Annotated in this window: 23 protein-coding genes and 1 riboswitch; of the genes, 11 read left to right on the top strand and 12 right to left on the bottom strand. The window is 54.0% G+C overall.

Annotated features, from left to right (window positions below; all coding sequences use genetic code 11):
- Positions 1-14 precede the first annotated feature (14 nt).
- Positions 15-1,388: an MFS transporter gene (locus ACE38U_RS01085; RefSeq protein ID WP_038482050.1), complete on the bottom strand. Its 1,374-nt coding sequence runs from the start codon at positions 1,386-1,388 to the stop codon at positions 15-17.
- Between the two features lie 175 nt (positions 1,389-1,563).
- Here ACE38U_RS01085 and kdgR point away from each other — a divergent pair, with 175 nt between their 5' ends.
- Positions 1,564-2,355, top strand: a complete 792-nt coding sequence (gene kdgR, locus ACE38U_RS01080) for a DNA-binding transcriptional regulator KdgR (protein ID WP_176981413.1) — start codon at positions 1,564-1,566, stop codon at positions 2,353-2,355.
- Between the two features lie 40 nt (positions 2,356-2,395).
- On the opposite strand, the gene ACE38U_RS01075 is transcribed toward kdgR, so the two are convergent.
- Entirely contained in the window at positions 2,396-2,635 is a 240-nt protein-coding gene (locus ACE38U_RS01075; protein WP_038483480.1) for a YobH family protein, read from the bottom strand.
- 159 nt (positions 2,636-2,794) lie between these two features.
- Between ACE38U_RS01075 and mgrB the strand changes: the two genes are divergently transcribed.
- The 7 genes from mgrB to rlmA all read left to right on the top strand — a co-directional run bounded on the left by mgrB (position 2,795) and on the right by rlmA (position 8,047).
- The gene (gene mgrB / locus ACE38U_RS01070) at positions 2,795-2,938 is read left to right on the top strand and encodes a PhoP/PhoQ regulatory lipoprotein MgrB (RefSeq protein WP_008454016.1); all 144 of its coding nucleotides are present in this window, start codon (positions 2,795-2,797) and stop codon (positions 2,936-2,938) included.
- A 54-nt stretch (positions 2,939-2,992) separates the two neighbouring features.
- On the top strand, positions 2,993-3,274 hold the full coding sequence (locus tag ACE38U_RS01065; protein ID WP_176981414.1) for a YebO family protein: 282 nt from the start codon (positions 2,993-2,995) through the stop codon (positions 3,272-3,274).
- Between the two features lie 16 nt (positions 3,275-3,290).
- Complete coding sequence (locus tag ACE38U_RS01060; protein WP_375528990.1) at positions 3,291-4,286, top strand: MBL fold metallo-hydrolase; 996 nt, start codon at positions 3,291-3,293, stop codon at positions 4,284-4,286.
- A gap of 551 nt (positions 4,287-4,837) precedes the next feature.
- Complete coding sequence (locus tag ACE38U_RS01055; RefSeq protein WP_008454022.1) at positions 4,838-4,981, top strand: DUF2627 domain-containing protein; 144 nt, start codon at positions 4,838-4,840, stop codon at positions 4,979-4,981.
- Positions 4,982-4,993: 12 nt separating this feature from the next.
- The gene (gene cspE / locus ACE38U_RS01050) at positions 4,994-5,203 is read left to right on the top strand and encodes a transcription antiterminator/RNA stability regulator CspE (RefSeq protein ID WP_001062678.1); all 210 of its coding nucleotides are present in this window, start codon (positions 4,994-4,996) and stop codon (positions 5,201-5,203) included.
- Between the two features lie 232 nt (positions 5,204-5,435).
- Entirely contained in the window at positions 5,436-7,181 is a 1,746-nt protein-coding gene (ftsI2, locus tag ACE38U_RS01045) for a peptidoglycan DD-transpeptidase FtsI2/PBP3(PARA) (protein ID WP_038482071.1), read from the top strand.
- 62 nt (positions 7,182-7,243) lie between these two features.
- Positions 7,244-8,047, top strand: a complete 804-nt coding sequence (rlmA, locus tag ACE38U_RS01040) for a 23S rRNA (guanine(745)-N(1))-methyltransferase (protein ID WP_038482074.1) — start codon at positions 7,244-7,246, stop codon at positions 8,045-8,047.
- Here the strand turns inward: rlmA and mntP are convergent, their stop codons facing one another.
- The 5 genes from mntP to manX form a co-directional block, all read right to left on the bottom strand.
- A complete protein-coding gene (gene mntP / locus ACE38U_RS01035) occupies positions 8,048-8,620 on the bottom strand; it encodes a manganese efflux pump MntP (RefSeq protein WP_038482077.1) in 573 nt (190 codons plus the stop codon).
- A 6-nt stretch (positions 8,621-8,626) separates the two neighbouring features.
- A riboswitch (yybP-ykoY riboswitch) is annotated at positions 8,627-8,815 on the bottom strand.
- Between the two features lie 198 nt (positions 8,816-9,013).
- On the bottom strand, positions 9,014-9,472 hold the full coding sequence (locus ACE38U_RS01030) for a DUF986 family protein (protein ID WP_176981417.1): 459 nt from the start codon (positions 9,470-9,472) through the stop codon (positions 9,014-9,016).
- Between the two features lie 60 nt (positions 9,473-9,532).
- Entirely contained in the window at positions 9,533-10,384 is an 852-nt protein-coding gene (locus ACE38U_RS01025; RefSeq protein ID WP_038482083.1) for a PTS mannose transporter subunit IID, read from the bottom strand.
- Between the two features lie 12 nt (positions 10,385-10,396).
- On the bottom strand, positions 10,397-11,197 hold the full coding sequence (locus tag ACE38U_RS01020) for a PTS mannose/fructose/sorbose transporter subunit IIC (protein ID WP_038482086.1): 801 nt from the start codon (positions 11,195-11,197) through the stop codon (positions 10,397-10,399).
- A gap of 63 nt (positions 11,198-11,260) precedes the next feature.
- Positions 11,261-12,223, bottom strand: a complete 963-nt coding sequence (gene manX, locus ACE38U_RS01015; protein ID WP_375528989.1) for a PTS mannose transporter subunit IIAB — start codon at positions 12,221-12,223, stop codon at positions 11,261-11,263.
- A gap of 475 nt (positions 12,224-12,698) precedes the next feature.
- On the opposite strand from manX, the gene yoaE reads away from it, so the two are divergent.
- Entirely contained in the window at positions 12,699-14,261 is a 1,563-nt protein-coding gene (gene yoaE, locus ACE38U_RS01010) for a CNNM family cation transport protein YoaE (RefSeq protein ID WP_038482092.1), read from the top strand.
- A 1-nt stretch (position 14,262) separates the two neighbouring features.
- Here the strand turns inward: yoaE and pdeD are convergent, their stop codons facing one another.
- From pdeD to pabB, 4 genes are all read right to left on the bottom strand, one after another.
- Entirely contained in the window at positions 14,263-15,861 is a 1,599-nt protein-coding gene (pdeD, locus tag ACE38U_RS01005; protein WP_176981419.1) for a cyclic di-3',5'-guanosine monophosphate phosphodiesterase PdeD, read from the bottom strand.
- A 207-nt stretch (positions 15,862-16,068) separates the two neighbouring features.
- Positions 16,069-17,433: an L-serine ammonia-lyase gene (sdaA, locus tag ACE38U_RS01000; protein WP_038482098.1), complete on the bottom strand. Its 1,365-nt coding sequence runs from the start codon at positions 17,431-17,433 to the stop codon at positions 16,069-16,071.
- A gap of 183 nt (positions 17,434-17,616) precedes the next feature.
- The gene (locus tag ACE38U_RS00995) at positions 17,617-18,213 is read right to left on the bottom strand and encodes a CoA pyrophosphatase (RefSeq protein WP_038482101.1); all 597 of its coding nucleotides are present in this window, start codon (positions 18,211-18,213) and stop codon (positions 17,617-17,619) included.
- Between the two features lie 3 nt (positions 18,214-18,216).
- Complete coding sequence (gene pabB / locus ACE38U_RS00990; protein WP_375528988.1) at positions 18,217-19,584, bottom strand: aminodeoxychorismate synthase component 1; 1,368 nt, start codon at positions 19,582-19,584, stop codon at positions 18,217-18,219.
- 62 nt (positions 19,585-19,646) lie between these two features.
- Between pabB and ACE38U_RS00985 the strand changes: the two genes are divergently transcribed.
- Positions 19,647-19,847 (top strand): YoaH family protein, encoded by a 201-nt coding sequence (locus tag ACE38U_RS00985; RefSeq protein ID WP_038482107.1) that lies wholly within the window; start codon positions 19,647-19,649, stop codon positions 19,845-19,847.
- Between the two features lie 21 nt (positions 19,848-19,868).
- On the opposite strand, the gene ACE38U_RS00980 is transcribed toward ACE38U_RS00985, so the two are convergent.
- Positions 19,869-20,213, bottom strand: a complete 345-nt coding sequence (locus tag ACE38U_RS00980) for a RidA family protein (RefSeq protein WP_375528987.1) — start codon at positions 20,211-20,213, stop codon at positions 19,869-19,871.
- Positions 20,214-20,341: 128 nt separating this feature from the next.
- Here ACE38U_RS00980 and yoaA point away from each other — a divergent pair, with 128 nt between their 5' ends.
- Positions 20,342-22,252, top strand: a complete 1,911-nt coding sequence (gene yoaA, locus ACE38U_RS00975; protein WP_038482113.1) for a DNA repair helicase YoaA — start codon at positions 20,342-20,344, stop codon at positions 22,250-22,252.
- Positions 22,253-22,283 lie beyond the last annotated feature (31 nt).

Raw genomic sequence — 22,283 nt, 5'->3', positions numbered from 1 at the left:
GCGGCACGCTTTTTTTATGCCTGCGCCCGAGGCTGGGACATTCTGAGCCCGCTGACGACGGCGGCCACGGTGGCAAAGATCCCCGCCAGTATCAGCGAGGCATGGGTGCCGCTCGCGCCAAACAGGTTAAACATTAGCGCCACCAGCGCGGCCCCGCAGCTTTGGCCCAGCAGGCGGGCGGTGCCCAACATGCCGCTGGCACCTCCGCTGCGATGACGGGGCGCGGATGAAATAATGGTGTGGTTGTTTGGCGACTGGAAAAGGCCAAAGCCTGCGCCACAAAGCACCATACGCCAGATGATGTTGATATCGGACGGATCGTGCGGCAGCATTGCCAAAGCAAAAAGGCCGCAGGCCATCACGAAAAGCCCCACGGCACCCATCAGGCCGGCGTGAACCCGCTCGATCAGGTAGCCCGCCAGCGGAGCCATCACCATGGTCGCCAGCGGCCACGGCGTTAACAGCAGCCCGGTTTCAACTTCACTCCGCCCCAGCACGGTTTGCATAAAAAAGGGCAGGGAGACCAGCGCCAGCATCTGGGCGCCAAACGAGCATATTGAGGTGCCGATAGACAGCGAAAAAATCGGGATCCTCAGCAGGTCAACCGGCAGCAGCGGGAACGGAAGGCGCAGCTGGCGACGAATAAAGAAATAGCCGATTATCACCAGCGCGGCCAGCTCACCAATGATGACTGAGCCAGGCTGGCCTTGTGAAAAGCCGCTGATAGCCGAAATCAGCAGGCCGAAGGTCAGGGCGTTCATTATCGCGCTCGGAATATCAAAACGCTGACCCTGAGATTTCTGCTGATTAGGCGGCAAATAGCGCAGGGCCAAAACCAGCGAAACAATGCCAATCGGCACGTTGATCAAAAACAGCCATTGCCAGGAAGCGACGGAAAGGATCGCCGCGGCAACCGTAGGACCCGCGGCCGAGGACACGGCCACGATAAACGAATTGACGCCCATACCTCGGCCAAGAAAACGCTGAGGGTAAATAAGGCGAATCAACGCGGTGTTGACGCTCATCAGCGCCGCACCGCCAAACCCCTGCAGCACACGGGCAAACGTCAGCATTGGCAGCGAGGTTGAGGTGGCGCAAAACAGCGACGTCAGGCAGAACAGCACCAGGCCGCACTGATAGATACGACGGTAGCCAAAAATATCGCCGAGAAATGAAAGTGACAGCAGCGAAACGATGATCGCTATCTGATAGGCGTTAACCACCCAAATAGACTCCGCCGGGCTGGCGTTTAAATCATGAGCAATGGTAGGCAGGGCGACGTTAGCGATAGCGCCGTCCAGAACGGCCATCATAATGCCGAGCGCGATGGTGAGAATGGCACCATAACGTTGAGGCGCAGGTAAGCCGTCGGACACGAATTTATCCATACTTGAAATGTGCTGTCTGAAGTCGTTAGGAGGGTAATGATTTTATCATCAATTAATCTCGTGAATGCCGCAGATTTGTAACGAATCAGCAGGCTTTAATTGCGGCTCCCGCGGGGCATCCATATACTAAAAAGCAGTTCCGATTTTTATAAAACAACAACGCCCGAGGTGATACATGGCACTCTCAGATCCCGATAAACAACCCGATTCAGTTTCTTCCGTGCTGAAAGTTTTCGGCATCTTGCAGGCGCTTGGTGAGGAAAAAGAAATTGGAATAACCGAACTGTCTCAGCGAGTGATGATGTCCAAAAGCACCGTGTATCGCTTTTTGCAGACCATGAAATCCTTAGGCTATGTTTCTCAGGAAGAGGAGTCGGAAAAATATGCGCTCACGCTGAAGCTTTTTGAGCTGGGCAGCGGCGCGCTGCAAAACGTCGACCTCATCCGTAGCGCGGATTTACAGATGCGCGAACTGTCCCGGCTGACCAGAGAAGCCATTCACCTCGGCGCGCTGGACGAAAGCAGCATTGTTTATATTCATAAAATTGACTCGCTCTATAATCTGAGAATGTACTCCCGCGTAGGGCGTCGCAATCCGCTTTACAGCACGGCTATTGGCAAGGTATTGCTGGCGTGGCGGGAGCGCGGGGAGGTTCTGGATATTCTCGGCGACGTTGAATACGTCCGCAGCACGGAACGCACTATCGTCAGCACTGAAGCGCTTCTCCCGGTGCTTGAGCAGGTTCGTAAACAGGGTTACGGGGAAGATAACGAAGAGCAGGAAGAGGGCATCCGCTGCGTAGCGGTGCCGGTGTTCGATCGTTTTGGTGTGGTCATTGCTGGAATGAGCATTTCATTCCCAACGTTACGCTACACTGAGGAAGGGCTGGCTGAATACGTGAAGATTCTGCATGAGGCAGCCCGCACGCTGTCACGGCAGATGGGCTACCATCACTATCCTTTCTGATTCGTGAAAGCGGGCCGCGTAAAGCCGCGGCCAGGTCTGTCTACCCATTATCAATAGTTTTATCGACTTTACGCAGCAGCGGGCAGTCGGTCAGGCCAATAATCCCGCTGTCGGTATGAATAAACTGTGCGGTCACGGTATTACGTGCCGTGAGGTACTTACACTGCAGTCCTAGCCCGGCTGCATTTTCTTTGCTGCCAATCAACACGCCGTACCCGGAGAGCAATAAGCCTGTCCAGACGATGGCGATAACAATTACCGTACGAATAATCACGCGCATACTTACCTCAAACATCAATCAATCTTTGTAGCAAGCTTATCCTGGATTACAGATGTCACAATCTGATGATTCTGAAATGAAAAAGCAGGAAACGTTACTTATGGTTTAGTTGGATAGTGGTAAATTATCGAAATTCTATGGTCAAGAGGTGGCGTTGTAGTGAGAAAGTACAGATGGGTGATTGTTTTAGTGATTGTGGTTACCTGCCTGCTGTTATGGACTCAAATGATAAATGTGATGTGCGACCAGGATGTGCAATTTTTCAGCGGCATTTGTACCATTAATAAATTTATCCCCTGGTAGTGATGCTTCTCTCTCTGCCTCAGGTGTAGAATGCATTTTTTTTGAGGTGGTAAGATGAACGAAATGGGTTTTAGCGCTCTGAATATCATGCCGCTGGCTATCTCGCTGGTGACGTTGATTGTGGGCCTTGTATTGTGGTTTTTTGTGAACCGTTCCAGCAGCCGTGCAAACGATCAGATTGCCTTGCTTGAAGAGCTGGTGGATTTACAAAAGCGTCAAAACGCTTTGCTGCGCCGTCTGTGTGAAGCAAACGAACCGGAGTCGGAGCAAAAACCGGCTGTGGCTGCGCAAGAAGATAATGATGACGACTTTGTGCGTCTGGTAGCTGAACGCTAAACAGGCTGGAGGTGGGATGAGCTGGAAAAACCCCTGGTATAACCCGCAATTATCCCACCATCTGCCCGACGGGTTTCGCAATGCGGAACCGGCTGTACGGCAGCCCGGCGACGTCAAACGGTGGCGTCAGGAGCGTAAAGCGCAGCAGCTCCCGCATCCTCCCGTCGAAGGGTATTCCACGTTTATTGAACGCTGGTGGCAGCGCGCAGACCTGAGCGGCAGCGATGACCGCGTGTGGTGGCTGGGGCATGCCAGTTTGTTACTGCGGCTCAATGGCTACTTTTTACTGACCGACCCCGTTTTTTCTCGCCGTGCATCCCCCGTTTCTTTTGCTGGGCCCTCCCGGCGCACCGAAGTGCCAATCGATCTTAAACAGCTCCCCCGGCTGGATGCGGTACTTATTTCACATAACCATTACGACCATCTGGACAGCAAAACCGTACGCAGGTTGGTCAAACGTTTCCCGGACGTGCATTTTTTCGTGCCGCTTGGCCTGAAGGCGTGGTTCAGCAAGCGTGGAATAGAGCAGGTGACGGAGCTGGACTGGTGGCAAAGCTTTAACTGGTGCGGCATGGTTTTCACCGCCGTGCCGGCCCGCCACTGGAGTATGCGAACTTTTTGGGATCGTAATCGCTCGCTGTGGTGCGGCTGGGTTGTCGAGCACGGCCCGCTGCGCTTTTGGTTCAGCGGCGATTCCGGTTACACCGAGTCTCTGGCAGAGATCTTCCGGCGATTAGGTCCGTTTGATATGGCGGCATTGCCTATCGGCGCCTATGAACCTCGCTGGTTTATGGGGGATCACCATATGGATCCTCAGCAGGCCGTTGCGCTATGGCAAAAGATGGGCAAACCCACGACGATTCCTATTCACTGGGGAGTATTTGAACTTGCCGATGAGCCGCTCGATAAACCGCCCCGGGAATTGCGTGAGGCATTGGATGAGCAGGGGGAAAGCGATGATGTGTTTTCTCCGCTGCGTATTGGTCAAAGTTTGCCCTTAACGAAAAAATAAGAATTTATTATTATCACTTCTTGTGATGATTCTATTTCTATTTGTGCCCATTAAATCAGCGGTCAGTCTCTCTTTTAATTCATCGAAACGTTTTTATTGCCTTATCCTGGGGCAATTTGTCATTAAACTTTCATTATTTTGGTGCATTATAATCGGTCTGCTGTACAAGCTTTATTCTGCAGTGCATTTAAAAGGCAATGGCGAAAGCCGTTATCCTGACGTCCTGACTGGCCTTAGGTTAATTTGTGCATAGATATGCATAAAAAATCATAAAGATATATCCTCAAAAGTGGATTTTATTAAACGGATATCTGGACGAAAAGTAAGGTTTACGCTAAGGTTCCAAAGTTGCCGGAATGTTGTTGAAACACAATCTCTTGCGGTAACTTTACGTGGCGAAAATTTACGTCAATAAGCGCAGATTACTTTCTTAAAGTAATCGTGTAATTTTCTGAATCTGTGCGGCAGATCGACACATGCTTAAAAATGGCTTGCCATTGTTTACGTTGTGTGTGATAACACGTTGGGTTAAACGAGGTACAGTTCTGTTTATGTGTGGCATTTTCAGTAAAGAAGACCTGAGTAAACACGTTGTCGTTGAATACCGCTTCTCTGCCGAGCCTTATATTAGTGCCTCATGCAGTAATGTCTCTGTTTTATCTAAGTTATGCCTGCGGGCGAAGAATACAATCTAAGGAATTTGCAAAATGGCAAAGATTAAAGGTCAAGTTAAGTGGTTCAACGAGTCTAAAGGTTTTGGTTTCATTACTCCAGCTGACGGCAGCAAAGATGTATTCGTACACTTCTCTGCAATCCAGGGTAACGGCTTCAAAACTCTGGCTGAAGGCCAGAACGTTGAATTCGAAATCCAGGACGGCCAGAAAGGCCCTGCTGCAGTTAACGTGACTGCCATCTAATTCTTCTGGATTAGAGCTCAGGCGCGAATAACGCCGAATTGAGATAAAAGCCCCGTTTCGACGGGGCTTTTTCATGTCTGTTGCTAACCTGCTGTTTTTCAAATTATTAACAGACTGAATCATTTGTTGCCTCTTGTTGCAAAGCTGCGAAGGTTTTAGCACTGTTACTCCCGGTAAGGATGGCCGAATCTGGTTAAATCTTTCAATCGCTTAGGCCGTGCAAGGAGTGGTTGTGAAGAAGGGTGTTTCCGCATTAACCGGTAATTTTATCCAGTGGCGTTTTGCGCTGCTGTGCCTGGCCATCACCGGAAGCCTGGTTTTTTTGCTTGGGCGCATTGCCTGGCTGCAAATCATCTCTCCGGATAACCTGGTTAAGCAGGAGGATATGCGCTCCCTGCGCGAAGAGCCGATTGACGTTCCTCGCGGAATGATTGAAGACCGTAACGGCAAACCGCTGGCGGTCAGCGTACCCGTTGAGGCGGTGTGGGCCGACCCCAAAACGGTGATGGAAAAGGGCGGCGTGCTGGTTAACAGCCGCTGGCAGGCGCTGGCTGCCGCGCTTCATGTGCCACTCAGCGAAATTGCCGCTCGTATTCACAGCAACGAACGCGGCCGTTTTATCTATCTCGCTCGCCAGCTGGATCCCCAACAGGCACAGTACATCGACAAACTGAATATTCCCGGCATCGCGCTGCGCGATGAATCACGTCGTTTTTATCCTGCCGGGCGGGTGGGTGCCAACCTGATTGGCTTCACCAACATTGACGATCAGGGTATTGAGGGCATCGAGAAAAGCTTTAACCAGCAGCTCACCGGCAAAGAAGGTGAACGTCTGGTGCGTAAAGACCGCTATGGTCATGTGGTAGAAAATATTACCGAGAACCCGGCCAGTCCCGCGCACAATATTCAACTCAGTATCGATGAACGGCTGCAAACCGTCACCGAAGACGCGCTGAGCAACGCCGTGTCGTGGAACAAAGCAGAATCCGGTGCGGCGGTGGTTATCGACGTACAAACCGGTGAAGTGCTGGCGATGGCCAACTATCCCACCTTTAACCCGAACAATCGTGAGGATGCCACGCTTGATGACTTCCGTAACCGTGCAATAAGCGACACCTTCGAACCCGGCTCTACGGTAAAACCGATGGTGGTGATGACGGCTCTGCAGCAGGGAATAGTCCGGCCGGACAGCGTGATTGATACCCATCCGTTTACGCTTGACGGGCACCATATCCGCGACGTTGGTTTTTATCCGCAGCTGACGCTGACCGGGGTGCTGCAAAAATCAAGCGATACCGGGGTTTCACGCCTTTCGCTGGCGATGCCAGTCCAGCATATATGGGATACCTACCATAAATTTGGTTTCGGCGTGCCCACGTCAATTGGGCTGACGGGGGAAAGTCGTGGCCTGCTGCCGGTACGTCAGCGCTGGGGCGAGCTGGACAGAGCGACTTTTGCATTTGGCTATGGCCTGATGGTAACGCCGCTCCAGCTTGCTCACGTCTATGCGACTATCGGCAGCTTTGGTATTTCCCGCCCGCTCTCCATCACGCGTGTTGATCCGCCGGTCGAAGGGCAGAGAGTCATGCCGGAAGAGATTGTTCATGAAGTGGAACACATGATGGAAAGCGTCGCGCTGCCCGGCGGCGGCGGCGTTAAGGCTGCGGTGCATGGCTACCGCGTGGCGGTGAAAACAGGGACGGCGAAAAAAATCGGCCCGGATGGTAAATATGTCGATCAGTACATTGCCTATACGGCAGGCGTGGCCCCGGCCAGCAATCCTCGCTATGCGCTGGTGGTGGTGATTAACGATCCTTCAAACGGTAAATACTACGGCGGTGCGGTGTCGGCCCCCGTGTTCAGCCAGATCATGGGAGATGTTTTACGCCTCGAAAATATTGAGCCCGACGGGCTGCCGGCCGGAGACAACAGCATGATGGTGTTGAACAAAATGGAGAATGACCACGCCGCCATGTAGCGGTTTCGCAAAAGGGGCGTTTGGCGTTACACTTGCGCCCTTTATTGCCTCCGGAGTTCTCTATGTCCTGGCTTTGCCCACTCTGCCATACCGTGCTTGCCGCTGGCGCGAACGGTTATCGCTGCCCCCAGGGGCATCAATTTGATGTAGCCAAAGAAGGCTATGTTAATTTGCTGCCCGTTCAGCATAAACGTTCGAAAGATCCGGGTGACAGCGCGGAAATGATGCAGGCTCGCCGGGCTTTTCTCGACGCCGGGCACTACCAGCCTCTGCGGGATGCTATTTGCCAGATTTTAAAGACGATAACGCCTTCTGCATTACTGGATATTGGCTGTGGTGAGGGCTATTACACGGCGGGATTTGCTGGCGTGGTGGCAGAGAAGGGCGGAGAGACCTGGGGGCTGGATGTTTCAAAAGTCGCTATTCGCTACGCGGCGAAACGCTACCGTGAAGTTAAATTCTGCGTGGCATCCAGCCACCGCCTGCCGTTTGCCGATGAAAGCATGGATGCGATTGTGCGCATTTTTGCTCCCTGCAAGGCCGAAGAGTTGGCGAGAGTGGTGAAGCATGGCGGCGTGGTGATTACCGCCACGCCTGGACCACGCCATTTGATGCAGCTCAAAGGGCTGATTTACCAGGATATCGTATTACACAGCGAAGAAGTGGAAGCTATGCCGGGCTTTACCCTGCAGCAAACGCTGCGGCCGGGCTGGACAATGAGCCTGCGCGGCGATGAAGCCGCAGCCCTGCTGCAAATGACGCCGTTCGCCTGGCGCGCCCGCCCGGAAGTATGGGAAGCGTTGAAGGCAGAAACGGCGTTTAGCTGTGAAACAGATTTTGTAGTACGGGTCTGGCAGCGCGATTAATCAGTTAAACGCGGTGAAATGGCTGTACATAATCTGGCAGCCAATGCCTATCAGGACAATACCGCCGAGGATCTCGGCGCGTTTCCCCAGTATCGGGCCGATAAAGCGGCCTACCATAATACCCAACGTTGACATGATTGCCGTCGCGCAGCCGATGGCTAACGCCGTCTGAATAATATTGACCTGCAGGAAGGCAAGGCCGACGCCCACGGCCATCGCATCGAGGCTGGTGGCAATCGCAGTGGTGACCAGCAGCCAGAAGCCGTGGCGATGAATTTTTGGCGCTTCTTCCTGCCCTGCGCCACGGAAGCCTTCCAGCACCATACGCCCGCCGAGGAACACCAGCAGGATAAATGCGACCCAGTGGTTCCATTCCAGCACGACCTGGCTTGCCAGCAGACCAAGTCCCCAGCCGATGAGCGGAGTAATCGCTTCGATAACGCCAAAAATAAGGCCGATACGAAGGGCTTCGGAAAATTTAGGTTTATGGAGCGTGGCACCTTTACCGATGGAAGCGGCGAAAGCATCCATGGACATGCCGAAAGCAAGAAGAATAGTGGCGGAGAGATTCATCATATTGCCTCAGTTGGGGATATCCATATACACGCAAACCATCCCCAACTTTACGATGGCGCGTGCCTATGGTCTCGCCTACTCATAACTCTGAGGCGTACATGCCACGTTAATCTCAAGGACGGATATAACGAGTATGTTGACATGTACATTTCTGCCTATGGCAGAAATCGGCTACTCCCCAACGACGGGCGCAACCTTAACATATTTTTTTAAATTAAAACAATCTTTGAATTCTATTTTTTATCGTCATTTATTGATAACGATTTGCATTTAACTGCATATGCAAAGGAAACGTTAAAATAAAGCCGCACAAATCTTAAGAAATAGCAAAGGCTATGTTTTTAATGGCGAAAAATAAGCCACAAATATAGACATTGCTATAATTGTAAGTTACTGAGTTGCAACCATTAGCTTGTAGATTTTTTCAAGGTCATCAATATTCTTTACCCGAATCAATAAGCGCCGCTGTTCTAATTGCAGCACCAGCACGCCGTCCTCGGATAAATTCATCTCTTTAATACGGTTATATTCCACCCAAACATTGGCGAAGAAAAAACCATGGCTTTTGAACAAAATCTTAGGCTGCCTGAACCACGACAGATAAATGGCCATCAATGCCAGAGCAGATAATAACCATGTGGTCAGCGGGGTACCGTGAGAGGTGATGTTGTTGTAGATGAGGATGCCGATGAGAAAGACAAAGATGGCGCTGTCGACACGGTTGCGGCGAAGCAGGGGGATTTTTAGCAGGGTTTTGCCCTTCAGCTTGTCCATCAAGAACTCATCGTAAACAGCAAAAGCCAGCAGCAGCGCGATGAAAACAACCAGCACGACATCCGTCAGCGTCATGAAACCTCCCGTTAAAGATAAAAAAACCGGGGGCTAAGTGCCCCCGGTTATCAGAACAAATTACAGGCCCAGCAGGCCGATAGCGTAACCCACAATACCGATGACGAAGAAGCCCATGATTATCCACAGCGCGTTGACCTTTTTGCGCAGCAGCCACATACAGGCGAAGGTCAGCAGCAGCGGGACCAGGCCCGGCATTAGCTGGTCAAGGATAGTCTGTACGGTAGTAACCTTAACGGCCCCGGTCTGGTCGGTGATTTTTGACACCACCAGCGGGATGTTAACGTGCGTCCACTTGTTAACCAGTGCCCCCATGACAAAGAGGCCGAGAATGGACGCCCCTTCCGTCAGTTTCTGCAGGAAGCCGCCGCCCATATCCTTAACGATATCGACCCCTTTGCGATAGCCATAGGCCACGCCATAGTAGCGGGTCAGCAGGCGCACGGCGTTGAACAGGATGAAGAACAGCAGTGGCCCAAGCAGGCTACCGCTCATCGCGATACCCGCGCCCAGGGCAGCAAAGACCGGACGTACGGTACCCCAGAAAATAGGGTCACCCACGCCTGCCAGCGGCCCCATCAGGCCAACCTTGATGCCGTTTATCGCACCGTCGTCAATCGCTGCGCCGTTAGCACGCTGCTCTTCCATCGCCAGCGTAACGCCAAGCACCGGGGCGGCAACGTAAGGGTGGGTGTTAAAGAACTCCAGGTGACGCTTGATGGCCTGACGGCGTTCTTCGTTGTTTTCCGGGTACAGTCGTTTGATAACCGGCACCATACAGAAACAGAAGCCTAACGCCTGCATACGCTCGAAGTTCCATGAACCCTGGAACAGGTTAGAACGCAGGAATACGCCACGGATATCACTCTGGGTGATTTTCTTCTCAGTCGCTAATTTAGTGGAATCAACCATTTCGCTCACCTGTTAGTCCAGTTCGTTATCAAGATCGTTAGCGGCAGAAGCCTGGGCCGGCGCGCCAGCGCTACGGTTATATTTAGGGCTCAGCTGGATGTAGAGGATGGCCATAACTGCGCCAATCACGCCCAGTGCCACCAGGTTGAAGTTGGTGAACGCCGCGGTAACGAAACCGAGGTAGAAGAACGGCATCAGGTAGCCCGCACGCATCATGTTGATGACCATTGCGTAACCCACTACCACGATCATGCCGCCGGCGATGTTCAGGCCGCTGGTGACCACTTCAGGAATGGCGTTCAGCATGTTCTGAACTTCACTGGTGCCTACGGAGATGGCGACGATAACCGCTGGAATCGCGATACGCATTGCCTGCAGGAACAGGGAAGAAACGTGGATCCAGGACAGCGCCGTCAGGTTGCCGTTGTTGGCGGCCTTATCCGCTGCGTGCTGGAAGCCCACGGTAATGGTACGAACGATAATGGTCAGTACCTGGCCCGCGGCGGCAAGTGGAATCGCCAGCGCGATACCCGCCCCGATGCTTTGGTGCCCGGCGATAACCAGGATGGTAGAGATAATTGAGGCGAGGGCGGCATCAGGCGCCACGGCGGCACCGATGTTCATCCAGCCCAGGGCAATCATTTCCAGCGTACCGCCGATGATGATGCCGGTTTTCATGTCGCCGAGTACGGCGCCGATTAAAGTACAGGCGATAAGCGGACGGTGGAACTGAAATTCATCGAGCACCGACTCCATACCGGCGATACAGGCTACGACAAACACCAGCACAATCTGAAGAGTGGTAATCTCCATTGTACTTCTCCTATTGACGATGACTTATGTGTGAAATCTGAGCAATATTATTAGTGATGACAATCATTTAACTTTAGCGATCAGATCCATCATTTTCAGTTTTTGATCGGTAGACACTTTCCGCGCTTCGAGCTCAATACCGCGGTCATTCAGTTTTTTGAAAGCTTCGATATCTTTTTCATCTACGGAAATAGCGTTGTTGACCTGGGTTTTGCCCTGGCGGAACGCCATACCGCCGATGTTAACGGAGGTGATTTTTACGCCGCCTTCGACGATACGCTCCACGTCGGTTGGGTTGGTGAACAGCAACATCACGCGGTCGCCGGCATATTTAGGGTTGTTGTAAACGCGGATCATTTTCGCGACATCCACGACGTGTGCGGTAACGCCCGGCGGTGCGACCTGAGTCAGCAGAGTTTTACGGACCGTGTCTGCCGCCACTTCGTCGCTAACGACGATGATGCGGGTGACGTTGGTTTCTTTCGTCCAGCGGGTAGCAACCTGGCCATGAATTAAGCGGTCGTCGATACGTGCCAGACCGATATTCATGTAGTCGTTTGGCCCCATCGGTTTGGCCGGTGCTGCGGCTTTCGGCGCGGCGGCGACAGCAGGTGCTGCTTTTTCTACCGGTTTGGCCTTCAGCGCTTTCACGCCTTCACGGCCGGTTTCTACCGCGTGTGCGACCAGATCGTCGAAGGTAGGGTTGTCGTCACGCGACATCAGGGTTTCGACCAGCATCGGGATATTGACCCCGGCGACCACTTCGTAATGTTCTTTATCTACAACGATACGGCTTGCTGCATTGAATGGACTGCCACCCCAGGTATCCACGAGGAATAACACGCCTTTGCTGGTGTCCAGTTTCTCCAACTGTGCGTTATATTTCTCGATCAGGGTTTCAGCATTTTCACCCGGGACGAAATCTATCCAGCCAACGTTTTCTTGTTCGCCTAATAGCATTTCGGCGGTTTTCAGCAATTGTTCCGCTGCCCAGCCATGTGTGCCTATGACAATAGCAATAGTCACTTGCTACCTCCTGTTTTTGTCATTACAACACCCCTCGAAGGGTGCGGTGGTGTATCGGTCTCGGTTTTAGCGAATCGATTCAGATAACACGTTCAAAGTAGAACAAACTATTTGCCGGAATTATTTTAGACAGTGAAAAAATAATTTATGTGATGAAGATCCGTAATTTAACTTTGTCACTAATTCAAACAATTACGCTGTAAAATATGGTCATCGGAAGTTGCAAAAAAATTGCAAAGTCAGGTAAATCTTTGCCAAAGCCCGGTTTCCTTTGATAATGTTAGCGTCCGATTCACTTTCAGGAGTAGCGGGCAGTAGCCCACCCTATGGACCGTCACCGACGTCTTTTCACTGCCGGGATGCCTAAATCCCCCCTTCTCAGCGGCGTTTCGCACCCGCAAATACGATTCACTAGCTATTTTGCGTCCGTTACTCACGGAATGCAGATTTTCTGCGCCCAGGACGGGAGTCTGACATGGAACTGTTAATGGACCCGCAAATCTGGGCGGGTTTACTCACGCTTGTGGTGCTGGAAATCGTACTGGGTATTGATAACCTGGTCTTTATTGCCATTCTGGCGGACAAACTGCCGCCGAAACAGCGCGATAAGGCTCGACTGATCGGCCTGTCGCTGGCGCTGATTATGCGACTGGCGCTGCTGTCGCTGATCTCATGGCTTGTCACGCTCACGGCGCCGCTGTTCAGCGTTGCTGACTTCACGTTCTCGGGCCGCGACCTGATTATGCTGCTGGGGGGTATCTTCCTGCTGTTTAAAGCCACAACGGAGCTGCACGAGCGCCTTGAAAACCGCCAGCACGACGACGGGCACGGTAAAGGCTATGCCAGCTTCTGGGTGGTGGTACTGCAGATTGTAGTGCTGGACGCCGTGTTCTCGCTGGATGCGGTAATTACCGCCGTGGGGATGGTAAACCATCTGCCTGTCATGATGGCTGCGGTCGTCATTGCAATGGGCGTTATGCTGCTGGCCTCCAAGCCGCTGACCAATTTTGTCAACCAGCATCCGACGGTGGTTGTGCTCTGTCTGAGCTTCCTGCTGATGATTGGTTTGAGCCTGGTCGCGGAAGGTTTTGGCTTCCACATTCCGAAAGGCTACCTGTACGCGGCCATTGGTTTCTCGATAATCATCGAGCTGTTTAACCAGATCGCCCGTCGTAACTTTATTCGTCATCAGTCTCGCCAGCCGCTACGCGCCCGTACCGCCGATGCGATTCTGCGCATGATGAGCGGCAAACGTCAGGAGCGTACGCAGCACAGCGAAGACAGCAAAGCGATGAGGCCTATTGAGGCCGAATCTTTCGCCGAAGAAGAGCGCTACATGATTAACGGCGTGCTGACCCTGGCGTCACGTTCACTGCGCAGCATCATGACTCCACGCGGGGAGATTTCCTGGGTTGATGCCATGAAAAGCGTCTCTGAGATCCGCGCGCAGCTGCTGGAGTCCCCGCACAGCCTGTTCCCGGTATGCCGTGGTGAACTGGATGAAATCATCGGCGTAGTGCGTGCGAAAGAGCTGCTGGTGGCGCTGGACGAAGGCGCTGACGTGGCGGCGATTGCCGCGCAGTCTCCGGCCATTGTGGTGCCGGAAACGCTGGACCCGATCAACCTGCTTGGCGTGCTGCGTCGGGCCCGCGGCAGCTTCGTTATCGTGAACAACGAATTTGGCGTGGTACAGGGCCTGGTCACGCCGCTGGACGTGCTGGAAGCGATTGCCGGTGAATTCCCGGATGCGGACGAAACCCCTGAGATAGTGCGTGACGGTGAAGGCTGGCTGGTGAAAGGTTCCACCGATCTTCATGCGCTTCAGCAGCGTCTGGACATTCATCGCCTGATGCACGACGAACAGGATATCGCCTCTATTGCGGGCCTGGTGATTTCGGTGAACGGCCATATCCCTAAAGTGGGAGACGTTATCGAAGTGCCGCCGCTGCGTATTCAGATAGTTGAAGCGAATGATTACCGGGTCGATTTGGTTCGCGTGGAGAAAGAACGCTCTCCACACGAGGACGAAGAAGAGTAATTCAGCGCGCAGGGAAGACCGGGATAGCCCGGTCTTCATGGCGAGGGGGCGGCGGCATGTTGCCCTCGAGCCAGTGAGCAAAATCCCTCAGCGGCATGGGTTTTGCGTATAAAAAGCCCTGCAACACCGCCACACCGTTACGCCTCAGATACTCTGCCTGCTCCTGCGTTTCCACCCCTTCAGCCACCAGATCGATATCCAGCCTTTGCCCAAGGGCAATAATAATATCCGTCACCGTCGAGTTAACCGCATCGGTACCGATAGCGGCGGTAAAGGATTTGTCTATTTTCAGCACATTGGGATTCAGCGTCTCGAGATAGGCGAGCGAGCTGTGGCCGGTGCCGAAATCATCGATAGCCAGGTCGATACCGAGCCTGTGCAGCTCCTGAACCACGCTGTGATCCATCGCGGGCAGGGCGTTACGCTCGGTGAGCTCAAGCGTCAGTTTTTGCTTCGGCGTCGCCGGGAACCAGTAGCGTTTCAGGTCGCGAATAATCGCGCCGTCGTGGAAGTGGCTGGCGGCAACGTTCAGGCCAATGTGAAACCCTGGCGTTTTAGGGAATATCTCAAGGTGACGCACGGTTTCATCCAGCACAAATCGCGTGAGCGGGGCGATTTGCTGCTGCTGCTCCGCCAGGGGAATAAATACTTCCGGTGAAATCCAGCCCTGTCTCGGGTTATTCCAGCGCAGCAGCAGCTCCACGCCAACGCATTCTAAATTTCGGGCGCTGACCAGCGGCTGGCAAAAGACTTCAAATTCCCGGGCGGCAAGGCCGAGGTTGATTTCCCAGGAGAAGCTCATGCGGTTGGCGGTGGCGAGCCAGGCAATGTAGCCCACCAGCATGCTGAGCAGTAAGGCCAGCGGGAGCTGGGACGGCAGGTTTTGCAGCGTCAGCTGGTCGGCGGAAGGCCCGATTGCGGTGATAGAATAGGGGTAAAGTTTTGAAGCCGTTTGCTGAGAAACCTGATCCTCATCCGGAACGATCTTAGCCTGCAGGCCCGAGCCGTATTCCAGATGATCGTTGCCAACGTTAAGCACCGCGCGTGTCACCCAGGGGTGCTCCGGTTTTAGCAACAGGCTGGTCAGCATCTGGATATTAATAATCTGCATAACGCCATCACGCGTTTCGCCTGGCTGCGGGCGCCAGAAAATCAGTACCGGAGTGCCTTTTAACAGCGAGCTGTCACGCGATAAAAAGAGCAAAGGGTCGGGCGACGGCAGGCGAGTATGGAGCTGATGTATTCCCACATCGCGGCTGCCATAAATACTGGAGCAATAAAGAACGCCGTCCTGGATTAAGCCAATGGCGCGCACCGTTTGCATTTTTGCCGCGTGCTCGCGGATTTTTAATTGGGCATCGGCACATGAAGTGCCGATAAGCTGCATGATGTCGTCGCTGACGGTATTAAGCGGGGCGAGAAGGGTATCAAGGGTATTTATAACTCTTTGATTAAACTGAGCTACGCGTTGTTCGTTAAGGTTGCGTTCGGTCGTGTACCTGACGCTAAGCGTGACGATTAAAACTAAAATGGCGAGTACGGCGCAGACAATAACTCGCCTGCGGCGATAGTCAGAAATAATCCGCTGTGCCGTTTGCATCCCTGTTTCCCTGTTTCTCGCCGCAAGAAGTGAGGCGTAACGTTATCATCAAAGTGTAGTGGGATATCAGGATGGCAAAAAAATAAAAAAAGATAAGATAAAAAAGCGCCGCATAAGCGGCGCCGAATGTGGCTTATATCTCTGATTTAAGGCTGGATGAGGGGGAGTCCTGGTCTCTTGCTCCCCCGACTTTCTGGCAACTTATTCTTAATCACACTGAACCTTAATTGCCAGGCCGCCTCGCGATGTTTCGCGGTATTTGGCGTTCATGTCTTTGCCTGTCTCATACATCGTTTCAATGACTTTATCGAGCGAAACGCGTGGCGCGCTCGTACGGCGCATCGCCATGCGGGTAGCGTTGATTGCTTTAACCGAGGCAATGGCATTACGTTCGATACAAGGCACCTGAACCTGCCCGGCGACCGGGTCACAGGTCAGGCCAAGGTTGTGCTCCATGCCGATTTCCGCAGCGATGCAAACCTGCTCAGGGGCCGCGCCCATAATTTCCGCAAGGCCCGCGGCCGCCATCGAACAGGCAACGCCAACTTCGCCCTGGCAGCCGACTTCCGCCCCGGAGATTGAGGCGTTCATTTTGTAGAGCACGCCGATGGCACCGGAAGCCAGGAAATAACGAATCCAGGTGTCTGGCGTGACCGGCTCGATAAAGTGGTCGTAGTAGGCCAATACTGCCGGAACAATCCCGCAGGCGCCGTTGGTTGGGGCCGTAACGACGCGCCCACCGGCGGCGTTCTCTTCGTTCACCGCCAGCGCAAACATGTTCACCCAGTCAACCACGTTCATCGGGTCGCTGGAGAGCTTGTCGCTGGACACCAGCATACGGCGCAGGGCAGATGCACGACGCGGCACTCGCAGCGGGCCAGGCAGCACGCCTTCGGTGTTTACGCCCCGATCGATACAGGCGCGCATGGTCTGCCAGATGTTGGCGAAGTAATCTTCGATTTCCTGGCGGCTGTGCAGCGCCAGTTCGTTCTGCATCACCATGCCGGACACGGACAGCCCGGTATCCTTACAGTGCTGCAGCATTTCCTGGGCGGAGTTGAACGGATAAGGCACGGAAACTTCGTTTACCGAATCTTTCCCGAAATGCTCTTCGTCAACGATAAAACCGCCGCCGATGGAGTAGTAGGTTTTGCTGTAGATCTCTTTGTCGCCGTTATAGGCGTGGATCTGCATGCCGTTTTCATGCAGCGGCAGGTTATCGCTGCGAAAACGCATGCCGTTATCCTGCGGGAAATCGACTTCATGGCGGCCCTGAGCGATAAGCAGACGACCACGAGTTTCTACGTCGCGGATAAAGGCTGGAATGGCATCGATATCAACGTTATCCGGCTGGTTGCCCGCCAGACCCATGATAATCGCGATATCGGTGTGGTGGCCTTTCCCCGTCAGGGAAAGGGAACCGTAGACGTCCACCGCAATACGGGTGGTGCTGTCCAGCAGCCCTTGTTCGATCAGTGCGTCGACAAACTGTTTCCCGGCCTTCATTGGCCCGACGGTATGGGAGCTGGATGGCCCGATGCCGACCTTGAACATGTCGAATATGCTAATCACGCTAAAACTCCTCTGATAGCACCCTGTTTCATGGAACATGATGCTTTGAAATGGCTAAGCGCTAGTTTAAAAATTTATTGGTTCCACCAGGAAACTATTCACATGAATTAAACTAATGCTTAACCATAAACCACCTAATAGCAGATGATTTATGGCCTTTATGGTTATTAAATATAGCCATTTTCAGCGTTTTAAACTGTCGTCTGGATCGCTATCTACCTGTAAAGAAAGTTCCCGAATGATGCCCGCCGTCATACCCCAGACAAAATAACGTTGATACCAGGATAGCCACACGCGGTGCGCGTTGCCGCGGCGATGGATGTCTAAAGGATGGTAGCGTCCGAGGCGAAGCGCTTCGGCAAGCGGCATCTCAAAGACCGCCGACACTTCATCTTCGCTGGCGCGCCACGGTAAATCGGGTGGAATAATGCCGACAATGGGCGTTACCTGGAAACCGGTCACGCTGTCCACCGGGGGAAGGGTGCCGATAACGTCGACACACTCTGGCGGAATGGCGACTTCTTCCTGAGCCTCGCGCAATGCGGCGGCAATCAGCGAACTGTCGGTGTCGTCTACCGCCCCGCCGGGGAAGGCCACCTGGCCCGCGTGTTTACGCAGCATGATGGAACGCTGGGTGAGTAAAAGCCCCGGCTGAGGCCGACGCACTATCGGTACCAGTACCGCCGCCTGACGTTTGTTGCTGACAGGGCCGCTTTCAGTAGGGCGCAGCAGTTGAAAGCGGGTGAGGAAATCATTCAGCGTCAGGGACGAACCGACCATGCATTAACTCTCCAGTAGGGGCAAAATACGATTAACTTTGTCAAAAGTTTCCTGATATTCCGCCGCTTCGTTACTGTCGGCGACGATCCCGCCGCCGGCAGAACAGTATAATTTTCCGCCTTCAGCGGTCAGCGTGCGGATGGTGATGCTGGTATCCATATTGCCGCAGAAGCTAATGTAGCCGATACTGCCGCACCATGCGTTGCGCCTCTGTGGCTCCAGCTCTTCGATAATCTCCATTGCCCGCACTTTGGGCGCGCCGGTAATCGACCCCCCGGGGAAGGTAGCCTGCAGGAGATCGCAGGCGCTGAGGGTTTCGGGAAGCTCAGCGGTAATCGTGCTCACCAGATGATGAACCGCAGGGAACGGCTCGACCACGAAAAGCTCAGGCACTTTGACGCTGCCCGGTACCGCCACGCGGCCAATATCGTTGCGCAGCAAATCAACAATCATCAGATTTTCGGCGCGGTCTTTAGCTGAGTTTGCCAGCCGGTTTGCCTGTGCGGCATCGGCTTCAGGCGTTGCCAGACGCGGCAGGGTGCCCTTAATCGGGCGGGTCTGGATTTGCTTGCCTTCAAGCAGCACGAAGCGTTCCGGGGAAAGGCTAAGAATGCAGCTTTCAGGCAGTCTGAGGAAGGCGCTGAACGGCGCGCGGTTTGCCTGATTAAGCCGCTCGAATGCCTGCCATTCATCACCTTCATAGCTGGCGCTGAAGCGCTGGGCAAGATTGACCTGGTAACAGTCTCCACTGCTTAAATAAGCCTGAATCTGGCGGAATTTCTCACCGTAAGCTTCGCGCGACATATTGGAATGCCATTCGCTGGTGAGCCTGAAAGGTTGGGCAGGCTGGCGTGGTTTCAACGCCTCAAGCCAGGCCAGACGAGACTCGATGTCTCCGCAGCAGACCAGCGTCAGGCGCTCAAGCTGATGGTCTGCAATCAGCGCCCAGTCATAAATACCCACGGCCATATCCGGGGTGGTTAAATCCTGCTCCGTCGTCACGGGTAATGTTTCAAAACGTCGCCCCAAATCGTAGCCAAATAAACCCAGCGCGCCGCCGCAGAAGGGGAAATCAGATTGGGACTGTGCGAGAAAACCAAAGCTGTTCAGCGTATTTTGTAGCAGCTCAAGCGGGCAATCTTCGTGATGCGACAGATTGCCGTCGCGCTCAATAATCGTTTCCTGCCCGCGCGTGACCAGCGTAGCCAGCGGATTGGCGACCATAATGTCGAAACGGTTATGAGGGTGATCGGCAAACCCGGAATGGAGCAGCATGGCCCAGGGCTGGCCCGAAACAGGGCGAAAATAGTGCTGAACGGCATCGGGCTGCCAGCTGAGTTCGTAAAAATCGGGGGTAGCTATAACATTCATCTTGGTAGCATCGTCTGGAGCAGAGTAAAGTAGCGGCTCCAGCACTGTAACAGGAGTTCGATATGATTTCAGGATTACCGGCGCTTAGCCACGAGCAGCAGCAGCAGGCCGTCGAGCGTATTCACGAACTGATGGCAAACGGCATGAGCAGCGGCGAAGCCATCGCCCTGGTGGCCAGTGAGATCCGTGCCTCGCACACCGGCGGTAACATCGTCGCACGCTTTGAAGATGAAGACGACGAAGAAGAAGACCCGCAGGACTAGCCGGGCCTCAACGGCTTTGCGTTACACGGCGGCGATGATTTTGATTTCCACTTTGTAACGCGGGTTCATCAGTTTAGCCTGTACGGTGCAGCGTACCGGCGCTTTACCCGCCACAACCCACTCATCCCACGCTTTATTCATTGCCGCAAAATCCTCGCCGTCCGGCAGGAAAATAGTCGCATCCAGAATGCGGGTCTTATCGCTGCCAAGCTCGGCCAGCAGGGTGTCAATTTGCTCAAGGGTATTTGCCGTCTGCTGGTAAGCGTCGGCATCCAGGTTTTCAGGCACGCCGGTGTAGTACACGCTCTGGTTATGGATAACAGCATCAGACCAGCGAGCTTCGGGTTTAATACGCGCAATACTCATGACAACTCCTTAACAACAAACGATATGTGCGGCACAGACTGCCATAATCCGCTGCCCGGTTCCACCGGCTTGCTGGATAAACCTGGCCAGGGCTGACATAATCACTGGCAATTTAACCAGGGGGTAACGTGACGGACGATTTTGCAGCAGACGGCCAACTGGCTCAGGTCATTCCCGGTTTCAGGCCGCGTGAGGCGCAGCGTGAAATGGCAGAGGCGGTCACCAGGGCCATTAAAGCCGGCGGCGAGCTGGTGGTAGAAGCCGGTACCGGTACGGGGAAAACGTATGCCTACCTTGCCCCCGCCCTGCGTTCGGGCAAAAAAGTGATTATCTCTACCGGCTCAAAGGCGCTGCAGGATCAGCTGTTTTCCCGCGATCTGCCGACTATCTCCCGGGCGCTGAAATTTACCGGCCGCGTGGCGCTGCTGAAGGGACGCTCTAACTACCTTTGCCTGGAAAGACTTGAACAGCAGTCGCTGGCCGGTGGCGACTTGCCCGTGCAGGCACTAAGCGACGTGGTACATCTGCGCGGCTGGGCCAGCGAAACCGTCGACGGTGATATCAGCACCTGTGCTTCTGTCGCCGAAGACTCCACCGTCTGGCCGATGGTTACCAGCACCAACGACAACTGTCTGGGCCAGGATTGCCCGCAGTATCAGGACTGTTTCGTGGTGAAAGCGCGTAAAAAGGCAATGGATGCTGACGTGGTGGTGGTGAACCATCATCTCTATCTGGCCGATATGGTGGTGAAAGAGAGTGGCTTCGCGGAGCTGATCCCAGAGGCCGAAGTGACGATTTTCGATGAAGCTCATCAGATCCCCGATATCGCCAGCCAGTATTTTGGTCAGTCTATCTCCAGCCGCCAACTGCTCGACCTCGCCAAAGACATCTCTATTGCTTACCGGACAGAAGTTCGGGATGTGCAACAGCTGCAAAAAAGCGCCGACAGCCTCGCTCAGCGCACGCAGGATTTTCGCCTGCAAATAGGCGACCCGGGCTACCGTGGCAACCTGCGTGAGCTGCTCGCGGACGCCAATATTCAGCGTTCTTTGCTGCTGCTCGATGACGCGCTGGAGCTGTGTTACGACGTGGCGAAGCTTTCCCTTGGGCGCTCTGCGCTTTTGGACGCTGCTTTTGAACGGGCGGTGATTTACCGTGGACGCATCAAGCGGCTGAAAGAGATCAATCAGCCGGGGTACAGCTACTGGTACGAATGTAACGCCCGCCATTTCACACTAGCCCTGACGCCGCTGTCCGTGGCAGACAAGTTTAAGGAAGCTATCCGTGAAAAAGCGGGCTGCTGGGTCTTCACCTCGGCGACCCTCGCGGTGAATGACAAAATGAGCCATTTCACCGAACGGCTGGGCATCGACGAGGCAGAAACGCTGCTGCTGGCAAGCCCGTTTGACTACGCTAAGCAGGCGCTGCTCTGCGTGCCGCGAGGGCTGCCAACGCCGAATCAACCCCACGCTGGCCGCCATCTGGCCAATCTGCTGCGTCCTCTCATTGAAGCCAATAACGGGCGCTGCTTTATGCTTTGTACCTCCCACGCCATGATGCGCGACCTGGCCGAGCAGTTCCGCGCCACCATGACGCTCCCGGTGCTGCTGCAGGGCGAAACCAGCAAAGGCCAGCTGTTGCAGCAGTTTGTTGAGGCCGGTAATGCCCTGCTGGTGGCGACCAGCAGCTTCTGGGAAGGCGTTGACGTTCGGGGCGATACGCTCTCACTGGTCATCATCGACAAGCTGCCCTTTACCTCACCGGACGATCCGCTGCTGAAGGCTCGAATGGAAGATTGCCGCATTCGTGGCGGCGATCCGTTTGACGATGTCCAGCTGCCGGATGCGGTCATCACCCTCAAGCAGGGCGTCGGCCGACTCATTCGCGACGTGGAGGACCGGGGCGTGCTGGTTATCTGTGATAACCGGCTGGTGATGCGGCCTTATGGCGCTGTTTTCCTGAACAGCCTGCCGCCAACGCCGCGTACCCGGGATATAAATCGGGCAGTTGAGTTCCTCAGCGCCTCTGGCGCGCAGTAATTTGTGCCAGGCTATGGTATGATGCGCGCCG

It is taken from the genome of Cedecea selenatireducens, assembly GCF_042138895.1.
Taxonomy (GTDB): domain Bacteria; phylum Pseudomonadota; class Gammaproteobacteria; order Enterobacterales; family Enterobacteriaceae; genus Cedecea; species Cedecea selenatireducens.
Note: the sequence above shows the minus strand (reverse complement) of the source record. Positions and strands in the feature narration are given on the sequence as shown.